General features: G+C 70.5%; 21 protein-coding genes and 1 tRNA gene. 8 read left to right on the top strand and 14 right to left on the bottom strand.

Going from position 1 to position 25,168, the window contains the following annotated elements:
• The first annotated feature begins 8 nt into the window (after positions 1-8).
• Positions 9-1,556, top strand: a complete 1,548-nt coding sequence (locus ACFYWM_RS06855; RefSeq protein WP_389909730.1) for a M1 family aminopeptidase — start codon at positions 9-11, stop codon at positions 1,554-1,556.
• Positions 1,557-1,664: 108 nt separating this feature from the next.
• Here the strand turns inward: ACFYWM_RS06855 and ilvA are convergent, their stop codons facing one another.
• The 5 genes from ilvA to ACFYWM_RS06830 form a co-directional block, all read right to left on the bottom strand.
• Positions 1,665-2,873 carry a threonine ammonia-lyase gene (gene ilvA / locus ACFYWM_RS06850; RefSeq protein ID WP_389909727.1) on the bottom strand — a complete coding sequence of 403 codons (1,209 nt, stop codon included), beginning with the start codon at positions 2,871-2,873 and terminating at the stop codon, positions 1,665-1,667.
• A gap of 129 nt (positions 2,874-3,002) precedes the next feature.
• On the bottom strand, positions 3,003-4,583 hold the full coding sequence (locus tag ACFYWM_RS06845) for a CBM35 domain-containing protein (RefSeq protein WP_389909723.1): 1,581 nt from the start codon (positions 4,581-4,583) through the stop codon (positions 3,003-3,005).
• 262 nt (positions 4,584-4,845) lie between these two features.
• Positions 4,846-6,123, bottom strand: coding sequence for a pectate lyase (locus tag ACFYWM_RS06840; protein ID WP_389909720.1), 1,278 nt, complete (start codon positions 6,121-6,123; stop codon positions 4,846-4,848).
• Between the two features lie 548 nt (positions 6,124-6,671).
• Positions 6,672-6,827: a hypothetical protein gene (locus tag ACFYWM_RS06835; protein WP_389909717.1), complete on the bottom strand. Its 156-nt coding sequence runs from the start codon at positions 6,825-6,827 to the stop codon at positions 6,672-6,674.
• 23 nt (positions 6,828-6,850) lie between these two features.
• A complete protein-coding gene (locus tag ACFYWM_RS06830; RefSeq protein WP_389910266.1) occupies positions 6,851-8,032 on the bottom strand; it encodes an FIST N-terminal domain-containing protein in 1,182 nt (393 codons plus the stop codon).
• 390 nt (positions 8,033-8,422) lie between these two features.
• Between ACFYWM_RS06830 and ACFYWM_RS06825 the strand changes: the two genes are divergently transcribed.
• Both ACFYWM_RS06825 and ACFYWM_RS06820 read left to right on the top strand, forming a co-directional pair.
• Positions 8,423-9,820: a sigma 54-interacting transcriptional regulator gene (locus ACFYWM_RS06825; RefSeq protein WP_389909714.1), complete on the top strand. Its 1,398-nt coding sequence runs from the start codon at positions 8,423-8,425 to the stop codon at positions 9,818-9,820.
• A gap of 9 nt (positions 9,821-9,829) precedes the next feature.
• Positions 9,830-11,776, top strand: coding sequence for a VWA domain-containing protein (locus ACFYWM_RS06820; RefSeq protein WP_389909711.1), 1,947 nt, complete (start codon positions 9,830-9,832; stop codon positions 11,774-11,776).
• A 15-nt stretch (positions 11,777-11,791) separates the two neighbouring features.
• On the opposite strand, the gene ACFYWM_RS06815 is transcribed toward ACFYWM_RS06820, so the two are convergent.
• Positions 11,792-12,214: a DUF6292 family protein gene (locus ACFYWM_RS06815; protein ID WP_389909708.1), complete on the bottom strand. Its 423-nt coding sequence runs from the start codon at positions 12,212-12,214 to the stop codon at positions 11,792-11,794.
• 492 nt (positions 12,215-12,706) lie between these two features.
• Here ACFYWM_RS06815 and ACFYWM_RS06810 point away from each other — a divergent pair, with 492 nt between their 5' ends.
• Entirely contained in the window at positions 12,707-13,132 is a 426-nt protein-coding gene (locus tag ACFYWM_RS06810; RefSeq protein WP_389909705.1) for a hypothetical protein, read from the top strand.
• A 39-nt stretch (positions 13,133-13,171) separates the two neighbouring features.
• On the opposite strand, the gene ACFYWM_RS06805 is transcribed toward ACFYWM_RS06810, so the two are convergent.
• Positions 13,172-14,311 (bottom strand): cystathionine gamma-synthase, encoded by a 1,140-nt coding sequence (locus tag ACFYWM_RS06805; protein ID WP_389909702.1) that lies wholly within the window; start codon positions 14,309-14,311, stop codon positions 13,172-13,174.
• A gap of 376 nt (positions 14,312-14,687) precedes the next feature.
• Here ACFYWM_RS06805 and ACFYWM_RS06800 point away from each other — a divergent pair, with 376 nt between their 5' ends.
• Complete coding sequence (locus ACFYWM_RS06800; RefSeq protein WP_389909699.1) at positions 14,688-15,974, top strand: sensor histidine kinase; 1,287 nt, start codon at positions 14,688-14,690, stop codon at positions 15,972-15,974.
• A gap of 83 nt (positions 15,975-16,057) precedes the next feature.
• Here the strand turns inward: ACFYWM_RS06800 and ACFYWM_RS06795 are convergent, their stop codons facing one another.
• Positions 16,058-17,428, bottom strand: coding sequence for a cystathionine beta-synthase (locus ACFYWM_RS06795; protein WP_389909696.1), 1,371 nt, complete (start codon positions 17,426-17,428; stop codon positions 16,058-16,060).
• 133 nt (positions 17,429-17,561) lie between these two features.
• Here ACFYWM_RS06795 and ACFYWM_RS06790 point away from each other — a divergent pair, with 133 nt between their 5' ends.
• From ACFYWM_RS06790 to ACFYWM_RS06780, 3 genes are all read left to right on the top strand, one after another.
• Positions 17,562-18,536, top strand: a complete 975-nt coding sequence (locus ACFYWM_RS06790; RefSeq protein ID WP_389909694.1) for an SGNH/GDSL hydrolase family protein — start codon at positions 17,562-17,564, stop codon at positions 18,534-18,536.
• Between the two features lie 59 nt (positions 18,537-18,595).
• Positions 18,596-19,939 carry a PQQ-binding-like beta-propeller repeat protein gene (locus ACFYWM_RS06785; protein WP_389909691.1) on the top strand — a complete coding sequence of 448 codons (1,344 nt, stop codon included), beginning with the start codon at positions 18,596-18,598 and terminating at the stop codon, positions 19,937-19,939.
• A gap of 156 nt (positions 19,940-20,095) precedes the next feature.
• Entirely contained in the window at positions 20,096-21,316 is a 1,221-nt protein-coding gene (locus ACFYWM_RS06780; RefSeq protein WP_389909688.1) for an acetyl-CoA C-acetyltransferase, read from the top strand.
• 81 nt (positions 21,317-21,397) lie between these two features.
• Here the strand turns inward: ACFYWM_RS06780 and ACFYWM_RS06775 are convergent, their stop codons facing one another.
• From ACFYWM_RS06775 to ACFYWM_RS06750, 6 genes are all read right to left on the bottom strand, one after another.
• Complete coding sequence (locus ACFYWM_RS06775) at positions 21,398-21,808, bottom strand: PPOX class F420-dependent oxidoreductase (protein WP_389909685.1); 411 nt, start codon at positions 21,806-21,808, stop codon at positions 21,398-21,400.
• 69 nt (positions 21,809-21,877) lie between these two features.
• Entirely contained in the window at positions 21,878-22,105 is a 228-nt protein-coding gene (locus ACFYWM_RS06770; protein WP_329093696.1) for a DUF4287 domain-containing protein, read from the bottom strand.
• Between the two features lie 186 nt (positions 22,106-22,291).
• Positions 22,292-23,077 (bottom strand): Bax inhibitor-1/YccA family protein, encoded by a 786-nt coding sequence (locus ACFYWM_RS06765; RefSeq protein ID WP_389909681.1) that lies wholly within the window; start codon positions 23,075-23,077, stop codon positions 22,292-22,294.
• 147 nt (positions 23,078-23,224) lie between these two features.
• Entirely contained in the window at positions 23,225-23,608 is a 384-nt protein-coding gene (locus tag ACFYWM_RS06760) for a winged helix-turn-helix transcriptional regulator (RefSeq protein WP_389909678.1), read from the bottom strand.
• A gap of 159 nt (positions 23,609-23,767) precedes the next feature.
• Entirely contained in the window at positions 23,768-24,601 is an 834-nt protein-coding gene (locus tag ACFYWM_RS06755) for a helix-turn-helix domain-containing protein (RefSeq protein WP_389909675.1), read from the bottom strand.
• Between the two features lie 304 nt (positions 24,602-24,905).
• Positions 24,906-24,978: transfer RNA gene (locus tag ACFYWM_RS06750), tRNA-Leu, on the bottom strand.
• Positions 24,979-25,168: the final 190 nt, after the last annotated feature.

Raw genomic sequence — 25,168 nt, 5'->3', positions numbered from 1 at the left:
TTTAACGTATGGCGTCCAAACGGCTGGCCACCACGGCGACCGCCGCTCTTCTCAGCACGCTCGGGACCATCGGCACCGTCGCCTGCTCGGCGTCGAACGGGGCGGGCGTCCCCCCGGCGAGCTCCGCGAGACCGGGCACCTCCGCCGTGAGCCCCGCGAGCCCCGCGAGCCCCGCGAGGCCGGACGCCTCGGCCGTGAGCCCCCTGACGCCGGTCGCCTCCGCCTCCGACATCGCCGCCGGTCGCGAGGCCGTGCCCGGCTCCCCCGGGATCGGCGACCCCGACTTCCCCACCGACGGCAACGGCGGCTACGACGTCGGCCACTACGGGCTCAAGCTGGGCTACAACCCCGCCTCCAGGCATCTGTCGGGCGTGGCCCGGATCTCGGCGCGGGCCACCCAGAACCTGGCGAGCTTCAACCTCGACCTCTCCGGCCTCACCGTCAGCCGGATCACCGTGAACGGCAGGAGCGCGAGGTTCGACAGGACCGGGACCGAGCTCAGCGTCACCCCGGCCGCGTCCATCCCGAACGCCTCGGCGTTCACCGTCGAGGTCGCGTACGCCGGCCGGCCCGAGCCGGTCCGGGGCTCCTCCAACCTGGGCACGTACGGCTTCATCCCGACCGAGGACGGCGCGTTCGTCACCTGCCAGCCCAACGGCGCCAAGACCTGGTTCCCCGGCAACGACCACCCCTCCGACAAGGCGAGCTACGACTTCGAGATCACCGTGCCCGCCGGGCTGACCGCGCTGGCCAACGGCGAGCTCGTCGGCACGCCGAGGACCTCCGGGGGCAAGACGACCTTCCGGTGGCGGGAGAGCCACCCGATGGCCAGCTATCTCGCCACCATGACGCTGGGCAAGTTCGAGATGCTCCAGGGCAGGACCGCCGGAGGCCTGAAGAACATCGCGGCCGTCGACCCGAAGTTCCGCGGCTCGCTGCGGAAGGTGTACGACGTGTCGGGAAGGGTCACCGACTACTGGAGCACGATCTTCGGCCCCTACCCCTTCTCCTCCACCGGGGGCGTGGTCGACGACTTCCCCGCCGGGTACGCGCTGGAGAACCAGACCAAACCCATGTACGGCGGGTTCGCCCCCGACGACGCCATCATCGCCCACGAGCTGGCCCACCAGTGGTTCGGCGACAGCCTCAGCATCACCCGCTGGAAGGACCTGTGGCTCAACGAGGGCTTCGCGACCTACGCCGAGTGGCTCTGGTCGGAGCACGACGGCCAGGCCACCGCCGAGCAGCTCTTCCGCAGGCACTACAGCGCCGGGGCCGACGACCCGATCTGGAGCTACGCCCCCGGCCAGGCCAGGCCGGAGGACCTGTTCAACAACTCCGTCTACACCCGGGGCGGCATGACGCTCCACGCGCTCAGGCAGCGGATCGGCGACCCGGCGTTCTTCAGGCTCCTGAAGGAGTGGAGCACCACGCACAAGTACGGGAACGTCACGACCCCGGAATTCGTCGCGATGGCCGAGAAGATCTCCGGGAAGAAGCTCGGCGCCCTCTTCGACGCCTGGCTGTTCACCACGAAGAAGCCGACCACCTGGTGACGAGGCCGTCCCCCCGCTGACAAGGCCGTCCAGCCACCGACGCGCCCGGACCCCGACGACGCGGCGGACCCCCCGCCACCGCGTCGGCCCACCGGTCTCTCCTTCGGCTCACGCGACGACGATCTTGTACCCCTCGACGCGCAGGGAGCCCAGCACCTCCTCGGAGTGCACCGGCCCCTTGGTCTCCAGCTGCAGCTGGACCTCGACCTCCCCCACGTGCATGCCCAGCCGCTCGTGCACGATGTCGAGCACGTTCGCGCCGAGTTCCGCCAGCCGCGACAGCAGCTCCGCCAGCGCGCCCGGCCGGTCGGAGAGCGGGACCCGCACGGTGAGATAGCGCCCGGCGGCGGCCAGGCCGTGCCGGAGGACCTTCGCCAGCAGCAGCGGGTCGATGTTGCCCCCGGAGAGCACGGCCACCACGGGAGGTTCGAAGACGTGCGGGTGGGCCAGGATCGCGGCCACCCCGGCCACGCCCGCGGGCTCGACGACCTGCTTGGCGCGTTCGAGGCAGAGCACCAGCGCCTGGGAGATCTGGCTCTCGGTGACGGTGACGACGCTGTCGACCAGATAGTGGATCAGCTCGAAGGGCAGCTCGCCCGGACGGCCCACCGCGATGCCGTCGGCCATCGTCGAGGCGGGCCTCACCTCCACCGGGTGCCCGAGGGCCAGCGACGCCGGGTAGGCGGCGGCCCTCTCCGCCTGGACCCCGACGATCCGCACGCCCGGCCGCAGCGACTTGGCCGCGAGCGCCACCCCGGCCGCCAGCCCGCCCCCGCCCAGCGACATCACGATCGTGCCGACCTCGGGCAGCTGCTCCACGATCTCCAGCCCGATCGTGCCCTGCCCGGCGACGACGTCGGGATGGTCGAAGGGGTGGATGAACACGGCCCCGGTCCGGTTCGCGTGCTCCCTCGCCCGCTCCAGCGCGACGTCCACGGTCTCACCCGCGAAGAGCACCTCGGCGCCGTACGACCGGGTCGCGGCCACCTTGGGCAGCGGCGCCCCCTGGGGCATGTAGACCGTCGCCCCGGCGCCGACCAGCCCGGCCCCGAGCGCGACCCCCTGCGCGTGGTTGCCCGCGCTGGCCGCCACCACCCCCCGCCGCCGCTCGTCCTCGGTCAGCCCGGCGATCCTGACGTACGCCCCCCGGATCTTGAACGACCCCGAGCGCTGCAGGTTCTCGCACTTGAGGTGGACGGGCCCGCCGATGATCTCGGAGAGCACGTGGGAGTGCAGCATCGGGGTGCGCAGCGCGACGTCGGCCAGCAGCTCACGCGCGGCGACCACGTCGTCGTAGGTCACCTGGGGGTCTGACATACAGATCATCGTACGACCCGCTCGTCGACACCCCGGACCGGCCCGGTCCGGGGTGCGCGAACATCCGGCGGGGCCTTCCCGGAACGGCCGAGCAGCGAAGCCGTGTCGGGAAACGCGGATCCGCCCGGGTCAGATACGTGCTCCGACGTCGGCGCCGTTGGACGGGCGCAGGAAGGAGGATGACGGGATCGAGCCGTCCGCCGCGCGGGGTCCGGTGATCGTGCCGGGGTCGGTACTGGCGAAGGTCCAGGTGCCGCCGAGGTTCCAGGAGTTGCCCGAGCCCGAGGACGAGGAGCCGAGCGAGACCTGCGTCGCGTTCGCCACCGACAGGTTCCCGGTGAGGGTGGAGTCGGAGTCCGCGAAGTCGAAGCCGGTGCCGCCGTTGCGCCACGCGGTGTTGCGGTCGGCGATCAGCCGGCCGGGGTTGCCGTTGTCGATGAAGCCGCCGACCGCGTTGTCGAACGCGATGGAGTTGCGGATCACGTGGTCGGCCGCCGGGTCGGGGTCACCGCCGCCGAGCTTGAAGCCGTTGCCGTCCCCGGTGTAGTCGGGCAGGTTCCACCGGTCGAACCCGTTGCCCCACGCCACCGACGACTCCACGGTGACCGGGGACAGGAACATCCAGAAGTCCAGGCCGTCGTCGGAGTTGTTCCACAGCCGGGCACCGCGCACCACGTTGCCGCCGCCCGAGCCCTCCTTGATGGCCAGGCCGTCGGCGCTCTCGCCGTTCTTGCGCGGGTCGCGGTTGCCGTAGGCGTCCAGGTCGATGATCTGGTTGTCGCCGGAGGCGCCCTGAAGGTGCAGGCCCGACTCGTAGTTGTCCCGGGTGACCAGGCGGTCGAAGACGGTGTTGTTGACGTCCAGGCCGAAGACGCCGTACGGGCCATGGATGATCTCCAGGCCGGTCAGGCGCCACCAGTCGCCCTCGATGTGGACGGCGCCCCGCTCGGGGCGGGGGATGCTGGAGCCGACCGCGCCGGGCGTGTGGGGCATGTTCTCACCGTCGATGACGACCCGCTCGCCCTCCTGGTTGCGCATCGTGATGGGCTGGCCCGGCGTGCCGTTCTTGAGGATCTGGATGTTGGTGCTCGGCGCGTAGGTGCCGCCGCGGATGACGATCGTGTGCCCCGGCTGCGCCAGGTCCACGGCCCGCTGTATCGTCCGCAGCGGCGAGGCCTGCGTGCCCGGGGCGGCGTCGTCGCCGTTGGTCGCGACGTACAACGTGTTCGCCGGCGGCGGCTGGCCGCCGGTCTCGACGTCGAGGTGGTCGAGGTTGGGCAGGCCGACGGCGGTGGTCGGGTTCAGCCGGATGGTGTTGGCGCCGGCGTTCAGCGAGACGGTGATGGTCTTGGTGGCCCAGGCCGACCACGCGCCGGTGCCCTCGAACGAGGGGGTCTGCACGACGGCACCGTTGACGATCAGGCCGGCCGGGCGGGCCGCGGTGCCGTTGGCGAACCGGACGCCCAGGGTCGCCGTGCCGGCGGTGGCGGCGGTGACGGTGAACTGGACGTGGGCGCCCACGGCGTTGGTGCCGTTGCAGAAGCCGCTGCCGGAGTAGCCGGCCCAGTTGGAGTCGATGGTGCCGGTGCAGACCGCGGGCGAGGTCTCGGCCTCGTATCGGGTGGTCGCGGCGTGCGCCCCGCTCACGGGCAGCGCGGCGAGCACGCCGGCCAACAGAGTGGCGCACGCGAGGAAAGGCGTCAGGCGCATCGCTGGTCTCCAGGATTGTCGGGTCGCGGGACGACGGGTGATCGTCGTCGGACGACGGGTAGGGGTCGTCGGACGACGGGTGGAGGAGGGACCGCTGTGGGTTGACCTTTCCGGCGTCTGGGCCGGCTCCGGCGAGGGGCAGGGCACGGGAGGCCGCCGCTGTCGCGCGTCCCGGCGCTCGACGCGGTCTCGCCGTTCCGGCCGGGGACGCCGTTCGGGAGTGCCGGGCAGGCGGGCGGGGGTGGCCCGCCTGCCCGGAGCTCTAGCGGCGGGTGATGTCGGATTCGGAGTACAGGCAGTGCGTGCCGTCGGGGCCCTCACCGATCTTGCTGGGCTCACTGCCCTTGGGCACGCCCTTGTAGCGCTCGCAGATGGTGGCGCTGCCGTAAACGGTGATCCGGCTGAAGCGCGCGGTGTCGCCCCAGTTGGAGTTGATCCCGGCCAGCACCTTGGTGGAGCGGGCGGTGATGCCGTCCAGCACGACGTGGCGCTGGTAGGAGGTGGAGCAGTTGCCGCAGGCCCGGTACAGCTTGCCGGCGTTGTGCACCTGGAAGTTGCGGATGGTCAGCTTGCCGGCTCCGTTGTGCTGGAAGACCTTGTCGGAGGCGGACCTGGCGCCTCCGCCGTCCACCAGGTAGGTGGCCGAGGAGCTGGAGCTGCGGAAGGTGGCGGCGTCCTCGCCGACGTCGTTCCACCAGACGTTGCGGATGGTGCACGAGCCCTCGCAGTGGATGCCGTCGCCGGCCGGGGCGTCGAGGATGACGTTCTGGATGGTGCCGCCGTTGGCCACGACGAACATCGGGTCCTGGCTCTCGCCCTGGCCGCCGTCGCCGATGCCGTAGTAGCGCTTCATGCCGCCGTCGAAGAACGTGCCGGCGTTGCGGGTGGTGGTCTGGTGGACGCTGCCGGTGTCCGAGGGCCACGAACCGCTGCCGTCACCGCCGCCGGGGGGCGGCGTCACCGTGGGTGTCGGCGTGGGGGTGGGGGTGGGGTCGGGCGTGCCGCCCCCGCCCGCGGGCCGCAGCGTCCACTGCTTGGTGGCCGCCGAGTCGCAGGAGTTCTGCTGCAGCAGGGCGCCGGAGGAGGTGGAGTTGTCCTTGACGTTGAGGCACTTGCCGCCGTTGCCGTTGACCACCCGGTAGTTGGAGCCCGAGGCGGTGAGCTGCCAGGTCTGCGAGGCGGCCGAGGTGCAGGACTCCTGCTGGACCGCCTTGCCCGCGCTGGTGGAGGCGTCCCGCACCCCGAGGCACCTGCCGCTGTGCACCGCCTTGATCTGGTAGCCGCCGCCCGAGGAGGTGAGCGTGAAGACCTGCCCGGCGGCGTCGGCGCAGGCGCTCTGGGCCAGCTGGACGCCATCGCCGGTGCTCTGCCCGGGTACGGCGGCGCACAGGCCGCTGCCCGCGTTGGCCAGCGTGTAGTTGCCGTTGGAGGGGGCCGCCGAGGCGGGCGTGTTGAAGGTGACCACCAGCCCGCCGGCGGTGAGGAGGCCGGCGGACAGGACGACCGCCAGTCTCCTGGCGAGATGTTCTTTCTTACGCACTTCCAGCTCCGTTTCTGCGATCTGTGTGGATTCAGGGCATGGCACAGCAGAGGTTGCGAGCCGCGGAGGCCCGGGAGGGGTTGCGTGAAATCGAGTCGGAGGAGCCCGGCGCCCTCAGGTGGTGACGCACGCCGTCGTCGGCCCCGCCACCTCGACACAGCGGTCACGCGGGCCACTCAGAGATCAGGTTTGTGAACAACCGGTTGCAGACACAGTCGCGTTACATAGAGGAAACGTCAATACGTTCAGGTAAAACTGCAAACGGATCCGGAGGTTCCGCCTGGTCGTCTCCCGATTTCTGCAACAACCGTTTGCAAAAACGCAGGCGAGGGGGCCCGCATGGTCACACCATCCGATTCACATTCGCCACACCGTCCTTGAAACTTTCACGACCGCCCGACCGGTACGCCTCCCTTTTTCGCCCCCGAGACCCCGGTCAGCTCGCCACCCGCCGGTGAGGACGGGATGCCGCGAGCGGTCTCGTTCATGTCCGGGCCTTCCCATCGCCCGCCGGCACGTGGTTGGCTTCACCCGGCACGGGAAAGCGCTTACCGAACCTGTGGAGACGAAGGATGCGCCTCGAAGCCGTCATCGGCCGCCAGGACGTCGATCATCGACCCGAACGCGGGCGGCGACACGATCAGGTTCGCCCTCACCGGCGACACCGGCCCGCCGAGCGTCGGCCCGTCGGCGGTCCGGGTCATGACGTCCCCGGTCCCAGCGGGCGTTACGAGCTCCCGGCCGGCTGGTGGGAGGAGAAGACCAGGACCGAGGCGGTGAAGCCGTGGACGTGGTTGTGGCCGCCCACCGGGCCCACCTCCCCGGCGGCGAAGAACCCGGCCACCCCGATGGGGCCCAGGGTGTCGCGGACGGCGACGGCGTCGTGGTCGGCGCTGCCGAACATGGCCGAGCCCCGGCCGTTGCAGGAGAACAGCAGGGCGCCGTCCACCCGGCCGAACTCCTCTCGGTGCGCGTCCAGCAGCTCGTACAGGTCCTCGTCGGCGGTGGCGGCGTCACGGACCTGGAAGCGGACCGTACGGCCGACCTCGACGACGTCCCCGATGGCCACGGCCTCCCGCTCGGGGTCGATGCCGAGCACGCCCCGGATCAGGAAGTCGCCGTGCTCGTGCTTCTCGGCGTACTCGTCCATGGCGATGCCGATCTGCAGCCCCGAGGCGACCAGGTCGCGGTCGTCCTCGTCCAGGGCGCTGACGATCTCCTCCAGCCGCGCCAGGGCGGGCTGACCGGCGAGTTCGAGCAGAAGATTGTCCTCGGCGGAGGTGACGGCCATCGTCGGGCCGATCGGACGGCAGCCCTGGCTGACGACGGTGCTGACGTTGAGGGCGCCGCTGAGCAGCACCCCGACGGCTCCCTCGGTGTGGATCTCCCCGTTGGCGAACAGCCGGACCGCGCCGCGCCCCTGTACGGCGTTGGCCAGGCCGCCGATCAGGGGGAGGTTTCCCATGACCTCCTCGGAGCGCTCGACGAAACCGTCGGTGGGGAAGCTGTAGGGGTCGGCGAGCAGGATGGCCGCGTGGTCGTCCGGGGCGCGGTCGGGCAGGCCGACCACGACGAAGCGGTCGTCGGTCCTCAGCGTGTCGAGCGCGAAGGTCGTCAGCCGGGCCCCGCCGAGGGAGGCGGCCCAGGCGCTCACCGCGGGGGTCACCTCGACCCCCTGGCCGTCGCCGATGACCCCGGTGGCGCTGCACCCGAGGACGGCGGCACCGGGTGCCATGCTCATCGCGCGCAGGCCGGCGCGGGAGACGTCGTCGGGATCGTCCCCGCAGATGAAGAAGCAGAGCAGGTCGGCCGGTCCGGAGAGGCCGGACAGGGCTTGGCGCACCGCGGTCTCGGCCGCGGAGACCAGATCGGACCCCACCGCGAGGCCGTCGGCGAAACGGCTCGTCATCAGCGCCACTCGTCTCGCCTCTCCTTCTTGATCCCTTGTCCGGCGGCCCGCCGGAGAGTGCCGGCAGGCTCGCCGGGAAGCCGTGGGTCCCTGCTGTGAACTGCCTGAACCATCTGAACTGCCGTGAAATTCTGTCATGAACCGTCGTGGAGCCGTGAGGTCCCTCGGTGCCGTGGAAGCGTGAACACCGGAGATCTCACGTCGCGGTCCCTTCCGAGTCGCCCGGCCCCCGACCGGAAAGCCGGGGCGACGCCTTGTCGTGGAGCGATGTCTTGGAGCGATTCTCCCCACTGGGGGCACAAGCACTCCCGTTCCCTCCCACGCAATCGTCAAGATCCGAGAGAGGGATGAGAGTGCCGGATCGGGCGTTGTGGACGTAGGCTCGATCCCGTGCCTCAAATCCCAGAGCCACGTACTCTGCGCGAGCTGCGCGCGAGCGGCCATATTCACCGTACGGTAAAGGCCGAGATCCGTGAGAATCTCCTGACCCGCCTGCGGGCAGGAGAGCCGCGGTTCCCCGGCATCGTGGGCTTCGACGACACCGTCCTGCCATACCTGGAGCGAGCGCTGCTCGCCGGGCACGACCTGGTCCTGCTCGGTGAGCGGGGTCAGGGCAAGACCCGGCTGATCCGCACCGTGACCGGGCTCCTCGACGAGTGGACCCCCGTCGTCGAGGGCTGTGAGATCAACGACCATCCCTACGAGCCCTCCTGCGTCCGCTGCCGCCGCCTGGCCGGCGAGACGGGCGAGGAGCTGCCGATCTCCTGGAAGCACCGGGACGAGCGGTACGGCGAGAAGCTCGCCACCCCCGACACCTCCGTCGGCGACCTGATCGGCGACATCGACCCGATCAAGATCGCCGAGGGGCGCACGCTCGGCGACCCGGAGACCGTCCACTACGGCCTGGTCCCCAGGAGCAACCGCGGGGTGTTCTCCGTCAACGAGCTGCCCGACCTGGCCGAGCGCATCCAGGTGTCGCTGCTCAACGTGCTGGAGGAGCGCGACATCCAGGTCAGGGGCTACAACCTGCGCCTGCCCCTGGACATCCTGCTGATCGCGAGCGCCAACCCCGAGGACTACACCAACCGCGGCCGGATCATCACCCCGCTGAAGGACCGTTTCGGCGCGGAGATCCGCACCCACTACCCGCTGTCGATCGAGACCGAGCTGGTCCTGATCCGCCAGGAGGCCGCGCTCGGCCAGGTGGGCGCCGACCTGCCCGACCACCTGATCGAGGTGATCGCCCGGTTCACCCGGCTGGTCCGCGAGTCCACCGCGGTGGACGCCCGCTCGGGGGTCTCGGCCCGCTTCTCCATCGCCGCCGCCGAGACCGCGGCCGCCTCCGCCGTACGACGGGCGGCGCTGACCGGCGAGGACCACGCGGTGGCCAGGGTCGCCGACCTGCCGGGGATCGTGCACACGCTGCGCGGCAAGGTGGAGTTCGAGGTCAGCGAGGAGGGCCGGGAGACCGAGGTGCTCTCGCACCTGCTGCGCAGGGCGACGGCCGAGACGTTCCGCGGCACGCTCGGCGGCACCGACCTGAACCCGCTGCTGGAGAAGTTCTCCGAGGGCATCCAGGTGGAGTCGGGGGTGACGGTCCCCGCGGCCGAGCTGCTGCGCAGGATCGGCCCGGTATCCGGTCTGGCAAAGATCATGTCCCAGCTCGGCATCGGCGACGAGTCCCCCGGACACGCCGCCGCCGCGCTGGAATTCGCCATGGAGGGCCTGTACCTCCTGCGTCGGCTGTCCAAGGACGAGGTGGACGGCACGACGGTTTACCGCACCTGAGGTGTCTGCATGAGCTACCGCTATGGCGAATACCGGGACGGGCCCGACCCGCTCGCCCCGCCGTACGACGTCCGTTCGGCGCTGGACCGGATGGGCGACGCGATCCTGTCCGGTTCCAACCCCGCCCACGCCCTGCGCGACCTGCTCAAGGAGGGCCTGCCGGGCGCGCAGGACCGTCGCGGCCTTGAGGACCTGCTCCGCGAGGTGCGCCGGCGCCGGCGCGAGCTGCGCGAGCGGGGCCGTCTCGACGGCACGCTGGAGCGGGCCAGGGCGCTGCTGGACAAGGCGATCGGCCAGGAGCGGGCCGAGCTGTTTCCCGACCCCTCCGACGAGGCCCGGCTGCGCGAGGCGGAGCTGGCCGCCCTTCCCGACGACACGGCGAGCGCCATCCGGGAGCTGGGCAATTACCGGTGGCGCTCGGCGGCCGCTCAGCGGACGTTCGAGGAGCTGCGCGACCTGCTGCGCAGGGAGGTGCTCGACAGCCAGTTCCGCGGCATGCGGCAGTCCCTGGCCAACCCCGACCCGGCCGCCATGGAGCGGGTCAGGGAGATGATGTCCGATCTGAACGACATGCTCGACCGGGATGCCCGGGGCGAGCACACCCAGGCGGACTTCGAGCAGTTCATGTCGAAATATGGGGACATGTTCCCGGAGGCGCCCCGGAACCTGGAGGAGCTGGTCGACACCCTGGCCCGGCGGGCCGCGGCCACCCAGCGCCTGCTCGCCTCCCTCACCCCGGCCCAGCGCGAGGAGCTCGACCAGTTGATCGAGCAGACCCTCCGCCAGGCCGGGCTGGACGAGCAGATGCGCCGCCTGGGCGAGTCCCTGCACGCCCGCCGCCCCGACCTGGCCTGGAACACCCCGGAGCGGCTGAGCGGCGACGAGCCGATGGGCATGTCCGACGCCGTGAGCGCGCTGGACGAGCTCGCCGACCTGACCCAGCTGGAGGCCGCGCTCCGCCAGGACTACCCCGGCGCCCGCATGGACGACATCGACGAGGCGGCGATCCGGCGCGCCCTGGGCCGGTCGGCCGTCGACGACCTTGAGGCGCTCAAGCAGATCGAGCGCGAGCTGGAGCAGCAGGGCTACCTCCTGCGCCGGCGCGGCAAGCTGGAGCTCACCCCCAAGGCCGTGCGCCGGCTGGGGGAGACCGCGCTGCGCCGCGTCTTCGCCTCCCTGGAGAGCGGGCGCCGCGGCGACCACGACCAGGTGGACGCGGGCTCGGCCGGTGAGCTCACCGGCTCCTCACGGCCCTGGCGGTTCGGCGACGAGCAGCCGATCGACGTGGTCCGTACGGTGGTCAACGGCGTCCGGCGCGGCGGGAGCGGCGGCACGGTGACCCTGTCGGTCGACGACTTCGAGGTGGCCGAGACCGAGCGGCGCACGGCGGCCGCGGTGTGCCTGCTGGTCGACCTGTCCTACTCGATGGCGCTGCGCGGCACCTGGGCCGCCGCCAAGCAGACGGCGATGGCGCTGCAGGCCCTGGTGGCCTCGAAGTTCCCCCAGGACTCGGTGCAGATCATCGGCTTCTCCAACTACGCCCGCGTGCTGCAGCCCGACGAGCTGGCGGGCCTGGAGTGGGACATGGTCCAGGGGACGAACCTGCACCATGCCCTGCTGATCGCCGGACGCCACCTGGACCGCCACCCCGACTTCGAGCCGGTGGTGCTCGTGGTCACCGACGGCGAGCCCACCGCCCACCTGCGGCGCAACGGCTCGGCGGCCTTCGAGTGGCCGCCCACCCAGGAGACGCTGGAGCTGACCCTCGCCGAGGTCGACAAGATGACCCGGCGCCGGGCGACGCTCAACGTCTTCATGCTCGCCGACGACGAGCGCCTGAAGGAGTTCGTGAACGAGGTCGGGCGGCGCAACGGGGGCCGGGTCTTCTCCCCCGGCGCCGACCGCCTGGGCGAGTACGTCGTCAGCGACTTCCTGCGCACCCGCCGCACCCGCTGAGCCCCTGGCAGGGGGTCAGGCGCCGGCGTAGGCGACGTAGCGGTCGAGGGCCAGGTCGAAGCCGTCGCGGTGGTGGCGGTGGGAGCGGTAGCAGGGCCGCCACGCCGTGCTGTTGCCGACGCCCGCGCGGGCGTCGGCGATCGCGGAGGGGACCCGCTCGGGGGAGAGCAGGAGGCCGCCACCGAGATAGCGATCGTCGGCGAGGACCGTGGGGGTGGCGGGGTCGCCGCTCACGTAGCGGCCACGGCGCCAGCCACTCTCCTCGTCCCAGACCAGGGCGTCGCCGCCGGCCAGGCGGACGGTGACGGCGCGCGGGTCGCAGGGCCCCTGCCACCAGCCCTCGACTTGATCACCCAGTGCCTCGACGACGAGGCCGGCGTAGTGGCACGGCTGGTCGCGCCACTCGTCGGTGTACGGCTCGACATGTTTGAAACCCACGGCGGGCACTCCCTTGTGCCGTCTTGCTCTGTCCGATGGAACGCCCGCCCGGCACGACCACGACTTCACCGCCGCCGGTCTCATCACACGGAACGAGCTCGCCCACGATCCTACTGACCTCGCGGGTGTGCTCCGCGCGGAATGCGAAGATCGACAATCCCGTACGCGGGCCGTCGCCCCCGCCTCAACCGTGACCCTTCCGTAACAACCACCCTGAAACAAACGCCGTCTACCCAGTAAATGAGAGAACGCGGTTCCTGGAAGGGGAGGAAGTGAGTCCGATGCTCGCGGGAATTCTCGTGGCGCTGATGCTCATCGTCTGCGTCTGTTTCGAGTTGTGCATGGTCCCGCAAACGCGCGACAGGCACGACGGCGTCGAGGGCAAGTGACCCGGCCCCGTCCCGGACGAACGATCGTCGAGAAGATCCCGCCGGGTGGCGGGGCCTCGCGAGACGTACCCAGACGAGATCACCGGATACTAATGTCTGGCGCATGACAGACCTGCTGCTCTGGCTGCACATCGGTTTTGCGATCTTCGCTCTGGGGCCGATCACCGCCGCCACGATGTCCACCCCCAGATTCATCCGCGCCAAGAACGTCGGCGTCCTGCGCTATCTGCACAGGACCACGCGAATCTACGGTTTCGCGTCCATCGGGGTCTTCCTGTTCGGGCTGCTGCTGGGCCGCGAATTTCTCGGAAAGCCGTACCTGTCGGTGTCCATGACGCTTTTCGTCGTCGCCGCGGTGCTACTGATCATGGTGGACCGGGACCAGAGCACCGCCATCCGGGTCCTCGCCAGCGAGAACCCGGACGACGACGCCAAGGTGCAGGTGGGCCGGATCGCCGCGTTCTCCGGCGTGATCGTGCTGATCTGGATGGTCATCCTGGTGCTGATGGTCTGGGGCGACCCGGTCTGAACCCGCCGGCGGTCCGCGCCGCCCTCCCCGCGCCCGTTCCTACCCCAGCGCCTGGGTGAGGTCGGCCAGCAGGTCGTCGATCGACTCGATGCCGACCGACAGGCGCACCAGGTCACCGGGGACCTCCAGCGGCGAGCCCGCCACGGAGGCGTGGGTCATCCGGCCCGGGTGCTCGATCAGCGACTCCACGCCGCCGAGCGACTCGCCCAGGGTGAACAACCTGGTCCTGTCGCACACCGCGACCGCCTCGTCCTCGCCTCCGGCCATCCGGAAGGAGACCATGCCGCCGAAACGCCTCATCTGCTTGGCCGCCACCTCGTGACCGGGGTGCTCGGCCAGACCCGGGTAGAGCACCGAGGTCACCCGCGGATGGGCGAGCAGCAGGTCGACCACCCGCTCGGCGTTGTCGCAGTGGCGGTCCATCCTCACCCCGAGCGTCTTGAGACCGCGCAGGGTCAGCCAGGCGTCGAACGGCCCGGCCACCGCGCCCATCGCGTTCTGGTGGTAGGCGAGCTCCTCGCCCAGCCCGGCGTCCCGCGCCACGAGCGCGCCGCCGACCACGTCGGAGTGGCCGCCCACGTACTTGGTGGTCGAGTGGACCACGACGTCCGCGCCCAGCGCCAGCGGCTGCTGCAGGTACGGGGAGGCGAAGGTGTTGTCCACCACCAGCAGCGCGCCGCACTCGGTCGCGAGCTGGGCCAGGGCCGCGATGTCCGCGATGCCGAGCAGCGGGTTGGTGGGCGTCTCCACCCAAATGATCTTGGTCTTCTGGGTCACGGCGGCGGCCACCGCGGCCAGGTCGCCCAGCGGCACCGGGTCGTAGTGCAGCCCCCAGCGCTCGTGGACCTTCGCGAACAGGCGGTAGGTGCCGCCGTAGGCGTCGTTCGGGATGATCACGTGGTCACCCGGCCTGCAGATCGCGCGGAGCACCGCGTCCTCGGCCGCCAGCCCCGAGGCGAAGGCCAGGCCGCGGCTGCCGCCCTCGACGGCGGCCACGGCCTCCTCCAGCGCGGTCCTGGTCGGGTTGGCCGACCGGCTGTACTCATATCCGGCGCGCAACCCGCCCACGCCGTCCTGCTTGTAGGTGGACACCGCGTAGATCGGCGGCACCACGGCCCCGGTGTGAGGGTCGGGCTCCTGACCTGCGTGGATGGCCAGTGTCTCGAATCCATGGTTCATGGGGTCAACGCTACTCGCAGCAGCGGGGGCCCCAGGGCCGCAGGAGGCGGCCCCCAGGGCCGTAGGGGCGCCCCCCACGCCCCCGCGCCACCTACTCCACGCGCTCCCCGCTGATCCGCGAGAGCAGGAGCGGATCGGCGAGCGTCAGGGCCGCGCCGACCACGAGCCCCGCGACCAGCAGCACAATCCCGATGACGGTCATCTCTTCCCCCTTCGGCCTTCAAGGATCGCCTCGACCTTTCGAGGGCCTCTCCGACCTTTCAAGGATCGGCGACGGCCCCCTGCGCCGCCTCCGCTGAAGGGCCGGTTCCGGTGGGGGCGGTTCGGCCGAACGGCCGATACGACATGTCCTCCCCGAGGCTTAGGCTCGGGGACCGTGGGAGAAACGAGCCGACTAGTTTACTGGATCAAACGCCTCAGCGAGATCGCGTTGATCGGCTGGCTGCTCCTGCTCCTGCTGATCGACGTGGTGTCGGCCGTGCACAGTCTCAACCCGGCGATACTGCTGAGCCCGGTGTGCGGCCTGGTGGGCGTCGTGGCGGTGGTACGACGCCGCCGCTGGCGGGTCGGCGGGCTCGTCACCCTGCTGACGGTGTCGTTCCTGTCCTCCCTGGCCATCGGGATCACCGGTGGCGACGGCAGTCCCGGCGCGGCCGAGATCGGCTCGCTGCTCGTCCTCACCGTCGGCGGCCTGCGCGCGATCGAGCCGGTACGGCGGGCCGCGCTGCTCTCCCTGGCCACGATGGTCGTGCTCGAAGCCTCCCCCTCCCGCCTGAACTCCGGGAACCCGGAACCGGCGATAGCGGTCGGCTTCCTGCTCTTCGTCTGCTGGTCCTTCGCCGCCGGCATCGGCGCCTACCTCCGCTTCCAGCTGGAGCGCCGCAGGGAGGCCGTCGACACGGTACGGCGCTCCGAGCGCCTGGAGCTGGCCAGGGAGCTGCACGACCTGGTCGCCCACCACATCACCGGGATCGTGGTGCAGGCGCAGGCCGCCAAGGTCGTCGCCGAGCAGAAACCGGAGGCCGTGGTCCCCTCCCTGGAGGCGATCGCCAACGCCGGGGCCGACGCGCTGACCTCGATGCGCCGCCTGGTCAGCGTGCTGCGCTCGGAGGACGAGGCCGCCCGCTCACCGGGCAGCACCCTCATGGACATGCGCACCATGGTCGAACGCTTCTCCGCCTCGGGCCCCCAGGTCACCTTCGACATCGGCCAGGGCATCGCCGACGGCACCGTGGCCCAGGAGGTGATGACCACCCTGCACCGGGTCCTCCAGGAGTCGCTGACCAACGTCCGCAGGCACGCCCCGGGCACCGGCTGGGTCGAGGCGGACCTCAAGCTCACCGACGGCTCCGACCTGCGCGCGTGGGCGGAGCACGTGCGCGCGAGGAACGGCCAGGACCCGCGGGCCCGGCGGGCCGCGTACGCCTCGGGCGCCTCGGGCGCCTCGGCCGGTGAGGGCATCGGCGGCACCTCGGCCACCGGAGGCGCCGTACGGCTGCGGGTGCGCAACTACGGCTCGATGGCCGACATCAGGATCTCCCGCCTCGGTGGCGGCTTCGGCCTGGTGGGCATGGCCGAGCGCGTCGAGGCACTCGGCGGCCGTCTCATGGCCGGGCCCACCCCCTCGGGGGCCTGGGAGGTGATGGCGGAGTTCCCCCTCTGACCCCGGAGATCCCCGCCCCCGGAGCCTCTCGACGCCGAAAACCGGAAAGAGAAGGGCCGGGGGACCCCCGGCCCTGGGCGTGGTCAGTGGTTGGCGAGGAAGGCCAGCAGGTCCTGGCGGGTGATCAGGCCGACGGGCTTGCCGTCGTCGAGGACGACCGCGGCGTCGGCCTTCTCCAGCGCCTCGACGGCGATGGAGACCGGCTCCCCCGCGCCGATCGTCGGCAGCGGCTGCGACATGTGGGCGGCCAGCGGGTCGGTCGGCCGCACCCGGCCCCGGTAGAGGGCGTCGAGCAGGTCGCGCTCCAGGATCGAGCCGACCACCTCGGCGGCCATGACCGGCGGCTCCTCCTTCATCACCGGAAGCTGCGACACGCCGTACTCACGCATGATCGAGATGGCCGTGTCGACCGACTCGTGCGGGTGGGTGTGCACGAACTCCGGCATGCCCGAGCTCTTGCGCGTCAGGACGTCCTTGACCAGGCCCTCCTCGCTGGAGGTGGTCAGGAAGCCGTAGTCGGCCATCCACTCGTCGTTGAAGATCTTCGACAGGTAGCCCCGGCCGCCGTCGGGCAGCAGCACCACGATCACGTCGTCCGGCCCGGCCCGCTCGGCCACGCGCAGCGCCGCGACCGTCGCCATGCCGCAGGAGCCGCCCACCAGCAGCGCCTCCTCGCGGGCCAGGCGGCGGGTCATGATGAAGGAGTCACGGTCGGAGATCGCGATGACCTCGTCGCAGATCGTGGTGTCGTAGTTGGCCGGCCAGATGTCCTCGCCGACCCCCTCCACCAGGTACGGCCGCCCGGTGCCGCCGGAGTAGACCGAGCCCTCCGGGTCGGCCCCGATGACCTTGACCCTGCCGCCGGAGACCTCCTTGAGGTAGCGGCCGGTGCCGCTGATCGTGCCCCCGGTGCCGACGCCCGCCACGAAGTGGGTGATCCTGCCCTCGGTCTGCTCCCAGATCTCCGGGCCCGTGGAGTGGTAGTGGCTCTCGGTGTTGTGGGGGTTGGAGTACTGGTCCGGCTTCCAGGCGTTCGGCGTCTCCTTGGCCAGCCGGTCGGAGACGGAGTAGTAGGAGTCGGGGTGGTCGGGAGAGACCGCCGTCGGGCAGACCACGACCTCGGCGCCGTAGGCGCGCAGCACCGAGATCTTGTCCTGGGCCACCTTGTCGGGCACCACGAACAGGCAGCGGTATCCCCGCTGCTGGGCCACGATGGCCAGGCCGATGCCGGTGTTGCCCGAGGTGGGCTCCACGATCGTGCCCCCCGGGCGCAGCTCCCCCGACCGCTCGGCGGCGTCGATCATCCGGACCGCGATGCGGTCCTTCACCGATCCTCCGGGGTTGAAGTACTCCACCTTCGCGAGCACCTGGGCGGAGATGCCCTCCGTCACCTTGTGCAGCCGGACGAGAGGGGTGTTGCCCATCAGCTCGACGAGCGAGTCATGTACGCGCACCGGGATATCACCTCGAAATACCAAAGCTCGGTCGGCTTGTTGTTGTGGTCACCGTGATCCCAAGAGGGTGGTGGGGACCCGGCTGTGTCACCAGAGGCAACGCTACCGCCCCGTACGGAGGGAGCGACGCCTTGTGATCTGGACACCGGGAGTGGCGCGGGCCGCCCGCCGCATCGCCGCGGCGGCCGCGCTGGGCGGAGGGGGTCTCACCGCGCTCGGCGCGGCGACCTACGGACTGCTGCTGGCCGAGGCGCTGGTGGCCCGTCGCGCCGTCGGCCGCCCGCACGGCATGGAGGGACCGCCCTCGGACGGTTCGTACGGAGCGTTCGGCGGCGAGCCGCTCAGGATGGTCATGCTCGGCGACTCCACCTCCGTCGGCCTGGGCACCTCCGATCCGGCGGAGACGCCCGCCGTGCTGATCGCCAACGGGCTGGCCGTGATCGCCGAGCGGCCGGTGCGGCTGACCGTGGCGGGCATGTCGGGAGCGACCTCCGCGCAGCTGGGCGAGCAGGTGGACAGGGCGCTGAAGGCCCGTCCGGAGATCGCGGTCATCTTCATCGGGGCCAACGACGTCACCTCGCAGAGCAGGCCCGCCCATGCCGTACGCCACCTGCAGAAGGCGGTCAGGAGGCTGCGGGAGGCGGGGGCGGAGGTGGTCGTGGGCACCTGTCCGGACCTCGGCACGGTCCGGCCGATCGCGCAGCCGCTGCGCTGGGTGACGCGGCGGTGGAGCCGCCAGCTGGCCGCCGCGCAGACCGTCGCGGTGGTCGAGGCGGGCGGGCGGACGGTGGCCTTCGCCGACCTGCTGGGGCCGGAGTTCGACACGAACCCGGCGGAGATGTTCGGCCTTGATCGTTATCACCCATCTGCTCAAGGCTATCTCCAGATCGCTTACGCGGTGCTACCTTCCGTATGCAGTGCGTTGGAACTCTGGCCCGAGCCCCGGGCCCGGCGCACTGAGTCGATCTACCTCGCGGCGGCCAAGGCCGCGGAGGAGCCCGGCGCCGAGGTCTCCGCGACCCGGGTCGCCGGACGAGCGACCGGACCTCACGGACGGTGGGTGACCATACTCGGCCGCAGGCCGTGGATGCGGCCCAACGACGCCTGAACACGGTCACCCTCCGCTGCGAAGCCGTAACGCCTCGCCCGCATTGGAGTGCGATACCCATGATCCGGCCCCTCGCGAAACCGGCCCTGGTGCTCGCCGGAGCTCTGGCCCTGGGCGGCTGCTCCGGCACCGAAGCGGCCACCCCGGACCATCCCACCTGGCACAACACCGAGATGAACGCGGTCAGCCGCACCACCGTCGCAGGCGGTGTCGCCACGACGACCTCCATGAAGCCCGACGGCACGCTGGAGACGGTGGCCCTCGACCTCGCCACGGGCAGAAAGCTGTGGGCCCACCCCTCGACCATGGCGGGCCGCCTGCCGGGGATGGGGGTGCCCGCCCCCGCGATCGTCGAGACCTCCGCGGGGCAGGCCGTCGCGGTGACGATCGACCCCGCCAGGCGGGGCCGCTGGAAGGCCACGCTCGTCGGTCTCGACGCCAGGACCGGGACGCGGAAGTGGAGCCGCCCGGTGCACTCCACCTTCGGCCCGCAGCGGTGCGGGGCCTTCGTATGCGTGTCCGAGAACACCGCGCTCGCGAGCGCCCGCGTCGTCGTCCTCGACCCGGCTACCGGCAGGGCGATGTGGAAGATCCCCGGTATCGCCGAGGCCGAGTGGTCCGACGCCTCGCGCGTGGTGTTCCTGCGGCTGGCCCGCCACCCGGTCCTGGAGGCGCACGACCTGAGGACCGGCAGGACCATCTGGCGGACCCCCGTCGAGCAGCCCCTCGGCGCCGGGGTGGACCTGTCGGGAGGCTGGTCCTTCGGCGCCACGGCGGGAAACCTCGTCGGGTACGTCGCCCCCTACACCAATCCGAAGACGAGCAAGGTCTCCGCCTTCGGCCTGTTCTCCGTCAAGCTCACCGACGGCACGGTCAACTGGATGCGCCCGTCGGTGGTCCGCGTCTACCCCAGCGGCAGCCCCGGTTTCGCGCCGGTGGTCCGCCCGGTCGACCAGGAGGGCCGCTACGGCGGGTTCGCCCGGCTGGAGGCCGACAGCGGCCGGGTGCTCGGCCAGATCTCCGCCGAGCAGGTCCCCGAGTCGGGCTGGTGGCTCGCCTTCCCGCCCCGGATGGAGAAGATCGGCTTCCTGCGGCACGGCAAGCCGGGCAACGCCTTCGACCTGCCCACCGCCCGCACCGCCGACGTCAAGGACGAGCGGGCCTGGTCCTTCTGCGTGACCGACCCCAAGCCGCTCGCGCTCAAGGGCCAGAACTCCGGCTTCTACTCGGTGGCCTCGCTGTGCCAGTTCAGGCTGGCCGACGGCACGCGGGTGTCCGGCTCGGGCGCCCCGCCCCTGTGGTTCACCGGCAGCCAGAACGGCTGGCGGATGTGGCGCGACGAGAAGGGCGGCCTCCACGGGATCAAGGACGGCGACGGCACCTCCCCCGGCATGTACGGCTGACCCCCACACCCGGCTGCTCCCGGAGTTCCATCCCGGGCCGGACGGGGCCTTGTGCTTACCGTACAAAGTTCTGTTACATCGCCCCCCGGGCGTGGCTTCCGGCATACCGCGCGGTACGCTCCGCTGGAGGAGCAGACACGAACCCAGGAGAGCCACATGCCCGAGGCAGTCATCGTCGCGACCGCGCGCTCGCCCATCGGACGCGCCTTCAAGGGGTCCCTCACGGACATCCGCCCCGACGACCTGACCGTACAGATCATCCAGGCCGCGCTTGCCAAGGTCCCGCAGCTCGACCCGTCCACGATCGACGACCTCATGCTGGGCTGTGGCCTGCCGGGCGGCGAGCAGGGCTTCAACATGGGCCGGGTGGTCGCCACCCTGCTCGGCCTGGACGGCGTGCCGGGCACCACCGTGACCCGCTACTGCTCGTCCTCGCTGCAGACCACCCGGATGGCCCTGCACGCGATCAGGGCCGGCGAGGGCGACGTGTTCGTCTCGGCGGGCGTGGAGTGCGTCTCCCGCCTCAAGAAGGGCAGCTCCGACCAGGGGTCCGACACGATGAACCCGCTGTTCGGCGACGCCCATGCCCGCTCGGTCAGTGCCGCCGAGGGCGGCAAGGGGGTCTGGCACGACCCGCGTGAGGACGGCCAGTTGCCCGACGTCTATGTGGCGATGGGCCAGACGGCGGAGAACCTCGCCGGCCTGAAGGGCGTCTCCCGGCAGGAGCAGGACGAGTTCGGCGTCCGCTCCCAGAACCTGGCGGAGAAGGCCCTCGCCAACGGCTTCTGGGAGAAGGACATCACCCCGGTGACCCTGCCCGACGGAACCGTGGTGAGCAAGGACGACGGCCCCCGCGCCGGGACCACCTACGAGGCGGTCTCCCAGCTCAAGCCGGTCTTCCGGCCCGACGGTACGGTCACCGCGGGCAACTGCTGCCCGCTGAACGACGGCGCCGCCGCCGTGATCGTGATGAGCGACACCCGGGCCGCCGAACTCGGCATCACCCCGCTCGCCCGGATCGTCTCCACCGGCGTGACCGGCCTGTCCCCCGAGATCATGGGCCTGGGCCCGGTCGAGGCCTCCAAGCAGGCCCTGGCCAGGGCGGGCATGGCCATCGGCGACGTGGACCTCGTCGAGATCAACGAGGCGTTCGCCGCCCAGGTCATCCCGTCCTACCAGGAGCTCGGGATCGACATCGACCGGCTCAACGTCAACGGCGGCGCCATCGCGGTCGGCCACCCCTTCGGGATGACCGGTGCCCGCATCACCTCCACGCTGATCAACAGCCTCGCCTTCCACGACAGGTCGATCGGCCTGGAGACCATGTGCGTCGGCGGCGGCCAGGGCATGGCCCTGGTGCTGGAGCGCCTCAGCTGAGACGGCCGGCCCCGCCGAACCCGGCCGGGCGATCGGAGCCACGATCGCCCGGCCGCGGTGTCTCCCTCCGGGGTCGGCGGGTCAGCCGTGCACGTCGGGGCCGGCCCGGGTGATCGCGATCCTCAGGATCACCCGCCGCTCCCGTTCCATCGCGGCCCGGTAGTCGTCCCAGTCGGGGTGCTCGCCGGAGATGTCGCGGTAGTAGTCGACCAGGAGATCCATCGCCTCGGGCAGCGGAACGATCTCCGCGACCCCGTCGATCTGGATCCACTGGCCGAAGAAGGCGTCGGTCGTCACGCAGAGCGAGACCTGCGGGTTCCTGCGGAGATTGCGTACCTTCGCCGCGGTCTCCCGGGTGCTGACGATCGCGTTTCCCGTCGCGTCGAGCCCCACGGTGACCGGGGAGAGCTGCGGACGTCCGTCCGCGTGTGAGGTCAGCATGACCGCGCGGTGGTTGGCGCGGATGAACTCGCGCGCCTTGTCATGATCCATGACACCATCATGCGCGCACGACAAAGCCCGCACCACCGGAGTGGCGCGGGCTTCACGGAGATAGGCGACTTACAGGTAACGGGTACGGCGATGCCTCTCGTGCTCGTGCACGATGGCGGCGGCGTAGCCGTGGGTCAGCCCGTGCTCGTCGGCGAGCCAGGTGGCGCGCTCATCACAGCGAAGGAACGACGGGCCGTTGTCGATTGCTTGGAACCACTCTGGGAGTGCGCGTCCCGTGATGTCCGGGACCCTTGCGATCAGCTTGCTCTGCGTCTCCAGTGAGTGGTTCAACGACATGGGCACCTCCACGGATAGGCTCCTTTGCTCGACAGTGCATCACGAAAGCCCAGATAGCAAGCCCCGAGATGCTCTCTTCCGTCGCGGTTCGTCTATCCCCCGTTGCCTTCCGTTCACTCATGCGCCGCCCAGAAAAACGACAGACCCCGCCGGAGCGCGCTCCGGCGGGGTCTGTCGGCGTCACCGTCAGTCGCTACTCGAGAAGTAGCTCAGCAGGCGCAGGATCTCCAGGTAGATCCAGACCAGGGTCATGGTGAGGCCGAAGGCCATCAGCCAGGAGTACTTCTCCGGGGCGCCGCTCTTGACCCCGCGCTCGACCTCGTCGAAGTCGAGGAGCAGGAAGAAGCAGCCGACGAGGATCGCGGCGATGCTGAACACGTAGGCCAGCGGGCCGCCGGAGCGGATGCCGATGCCGTCCTCGATGAAGAACCCGGCGACCAGGTTGATGAGCACGAGACCCATCAGGCCCAGCCCCGCCGCCACGACGAACTTGGTGAACTTCGGCGTCACGCGGATGATGCGCAGCGAGTAAACGGTCAGCATGGCGGCGAACGCCAGGGCCGTACCGACCACCGCCTGGAAGACGATGCCGCTGTACAGATCGTTGTAGACGTGGCTGATCACACCGACGGCGACGCCGTAGGCGACCGAGTAGCCGAGGATCAGCACGGGGTTGGTGCTGGACTTGAACGAGATGATCAGTGCGAGCACCAGGCCGACGATGACACCGGCGATCGCCGCGACCATGCCGAGGTTGAGCACCCAGGCGACCGCCGCCGAGACGACAAGCGTGCCAAGCGTGATGAAACCACGCACGACCACGTCGTCGATCGTCATCGTCCGCTGTGCGGGCGGCGCGTACGACGGCGTGTTGTACATGCCCTGAAGCTGTTCAGGGGTGGGGGTCGGCGCGCCCCAGCCTTGCTGCTGGTTCTTGCCCTGCCGACTGAATACGGGGTTCTTGCTCTCCATCGCTGCCTCCACGCTGCGACCTACGCGATCAGCGTATTAGATCGGTTGTCACACGGCCGTATCGTGCTGATATCTATGTTGTCCAAGTGGCCGTACGGCTACCGCCGACATTGCCAACGAACGGGTGGTGCGTCCGGTTCCCGGGCTTCACATCTGTTTCGCCGCTCGCTCGTCGAAAAGCCGCTGCGACGCCTCGACCTCGTCGAGGTTGCGGCGCGCCCACTCGCAGATGCCGGTCACGGCCACCGACAGGTCCCGCCCCATCCGGGTGAGCACGTATTCCACCGTAGGCGGCGAGGTCGGATGGACGTTGCGCTCGACGATGCCGTCGCGCTCCAGGGCTCGCAGCGTCCGGGTCAGCATGCGCTGGTTGATCCCCTCGATCCGCGTCTTGAGCCGGGAGAACCGCTGGGCTCCGTGCCCCAGCGCCGCGATCACCAGCAGGGACCACTTGTCCCCGATGTGCGCGATCACCTGCCGGGCGATCCCGTTGGCCCGAAGTATGGGCTCCAGGTTCGCTTCGTCCCTCATGGTTACTATTTTATACCGGGGACCCATCGAATCCCAGAGGCGGGGCGAATCGCATCGCGACCGCGTTCACGCTGGTCACCGGCCTGCTAACCGAACGGGTGACGCGATCACCCCGTGGGAGTCCGAACCCTTCCGAGTCCGCCGGTCAGGCCAGGTCCTTCAACTCCGGCCGGTCCCGGTGCCGGCGAGCCTGCCCAGGGCCTCGAAGGCGCGTTCGGAGGCGGGGTGCGGCTCGGGCTGGCCGACGACGAGCTGCTGGCCGGCGGCGGCGCCGACGAGGAGCACCTCGATGTGCAGGGTCATCTCACCGACCTCGCCATGACGGTACGAAACGGACCTGTAGGTCCTGGCCCGGACGTCGTGGCGGGCCCACAGCCGCCGGAAGTCCTCGCTCTTCAGCGAGAGCTCCTCGACCAGTTCCAGCACGAGCGGGTCCACGGGACCCACTCCCCCGACGGCGCGGAAGTGGGCCACCATGGCCTGGGCATGCTGCTCCCAGTCCACGTAGAACTCGCGCGCGACGGGATTGAGGAAGGTCAGCCGCAACGTGTTGTCACAACCGTCCAGTCCCTGGAAAAGAGCCGTGGCCAGCGGATTCATGGCGAGGACGTCAAGCCGGCGGTTCAGCGCGAACACCACCGCGTGATCACAGCCCTCCAGGAACCGCCGCACGGCCGGGCGCAACTGGTTGGGGCAACCGTCCGGCTCGTGGCAGAACGTCCGGGGTTGCACGAGAGCGTGAAGGTGCGCGGTCGCCTCGGGGCCGAGCCGGAAGGCCCGCGCCAGCGCTTCGAGCACCCGGGCCGATGGATTGCGCTCCCTTCCCTGTTCCAGCCGGATGTAGTAGTCGGTGCTCACGTTGGCCAGCATCGCGACCTCGTCCCGGCGCAGTCCGGGTGTCCGGCGACGGGTCCTCGGCAGCCCCACCTGGTCGACGGTCGTGACCTGGCGGCGAGCACGGAGAAACTCCCCTAGGGGATTCTTACCGTCCATATTGCTAAGTTACGGTCTGCCCCTCAGAAGGAGAAGCGCGCCCCGGCGCCGGGCGGGTGGGCGCGGCGTGGTCGTACCGCCCCGTCCACGCGAAGGGCGCCGGGAGGCGGGAGTCCTCGTCCGGCGGCGAATCCCGAGCCCCAAAGAAAATGATCACATTTGGGTAACCCCGAAAGTTTCGCGGGCGCATTTGGGATGGGTGCCCCGCAACCGTTCGGCACCGGCCGTGGAGGGCCGGATAACACAAAAGGCCCACGACCGCGTTTTTACTGGTCATGGGCCTTGTTCGGCAGATCGCCATGAGTGCCCCCGGAGGGACTCGAACCCTCACTCGAACCCTTTTAAGGGGTTTGCCTCTGCCATTGGGCTACGGGGGCGCCGTAATCATACGTAACGGGCCACTCATGCGTAACTGCTCAAGGCAACCGTCGCATCACTTCCATTGGGAACCCGCGGATCGCCCCGGCTTCGGAGGGACCCGGTCAAGAAATAGCACACCGCGGGGAACGGCGAACTCGGAGGTGGGCGCCGTCGCCCACCTCCGGGTCCGGGAACCGGGTCCGCTCT

The sequence above is a fragment of the Streptosporangium sp. NPDC002721 genome, from assembly GCF_042888905.1.
Lineage (GTDB): Bacteria > Actinomycetota > Actinomycetes > Streptosporangiales > Streptosporangiaceae > Streptosporangium.
Note: the sequence above shows the minus strand (reverse complement) of the source record. Positions and strands in the feature narration are given on the sequence as shown.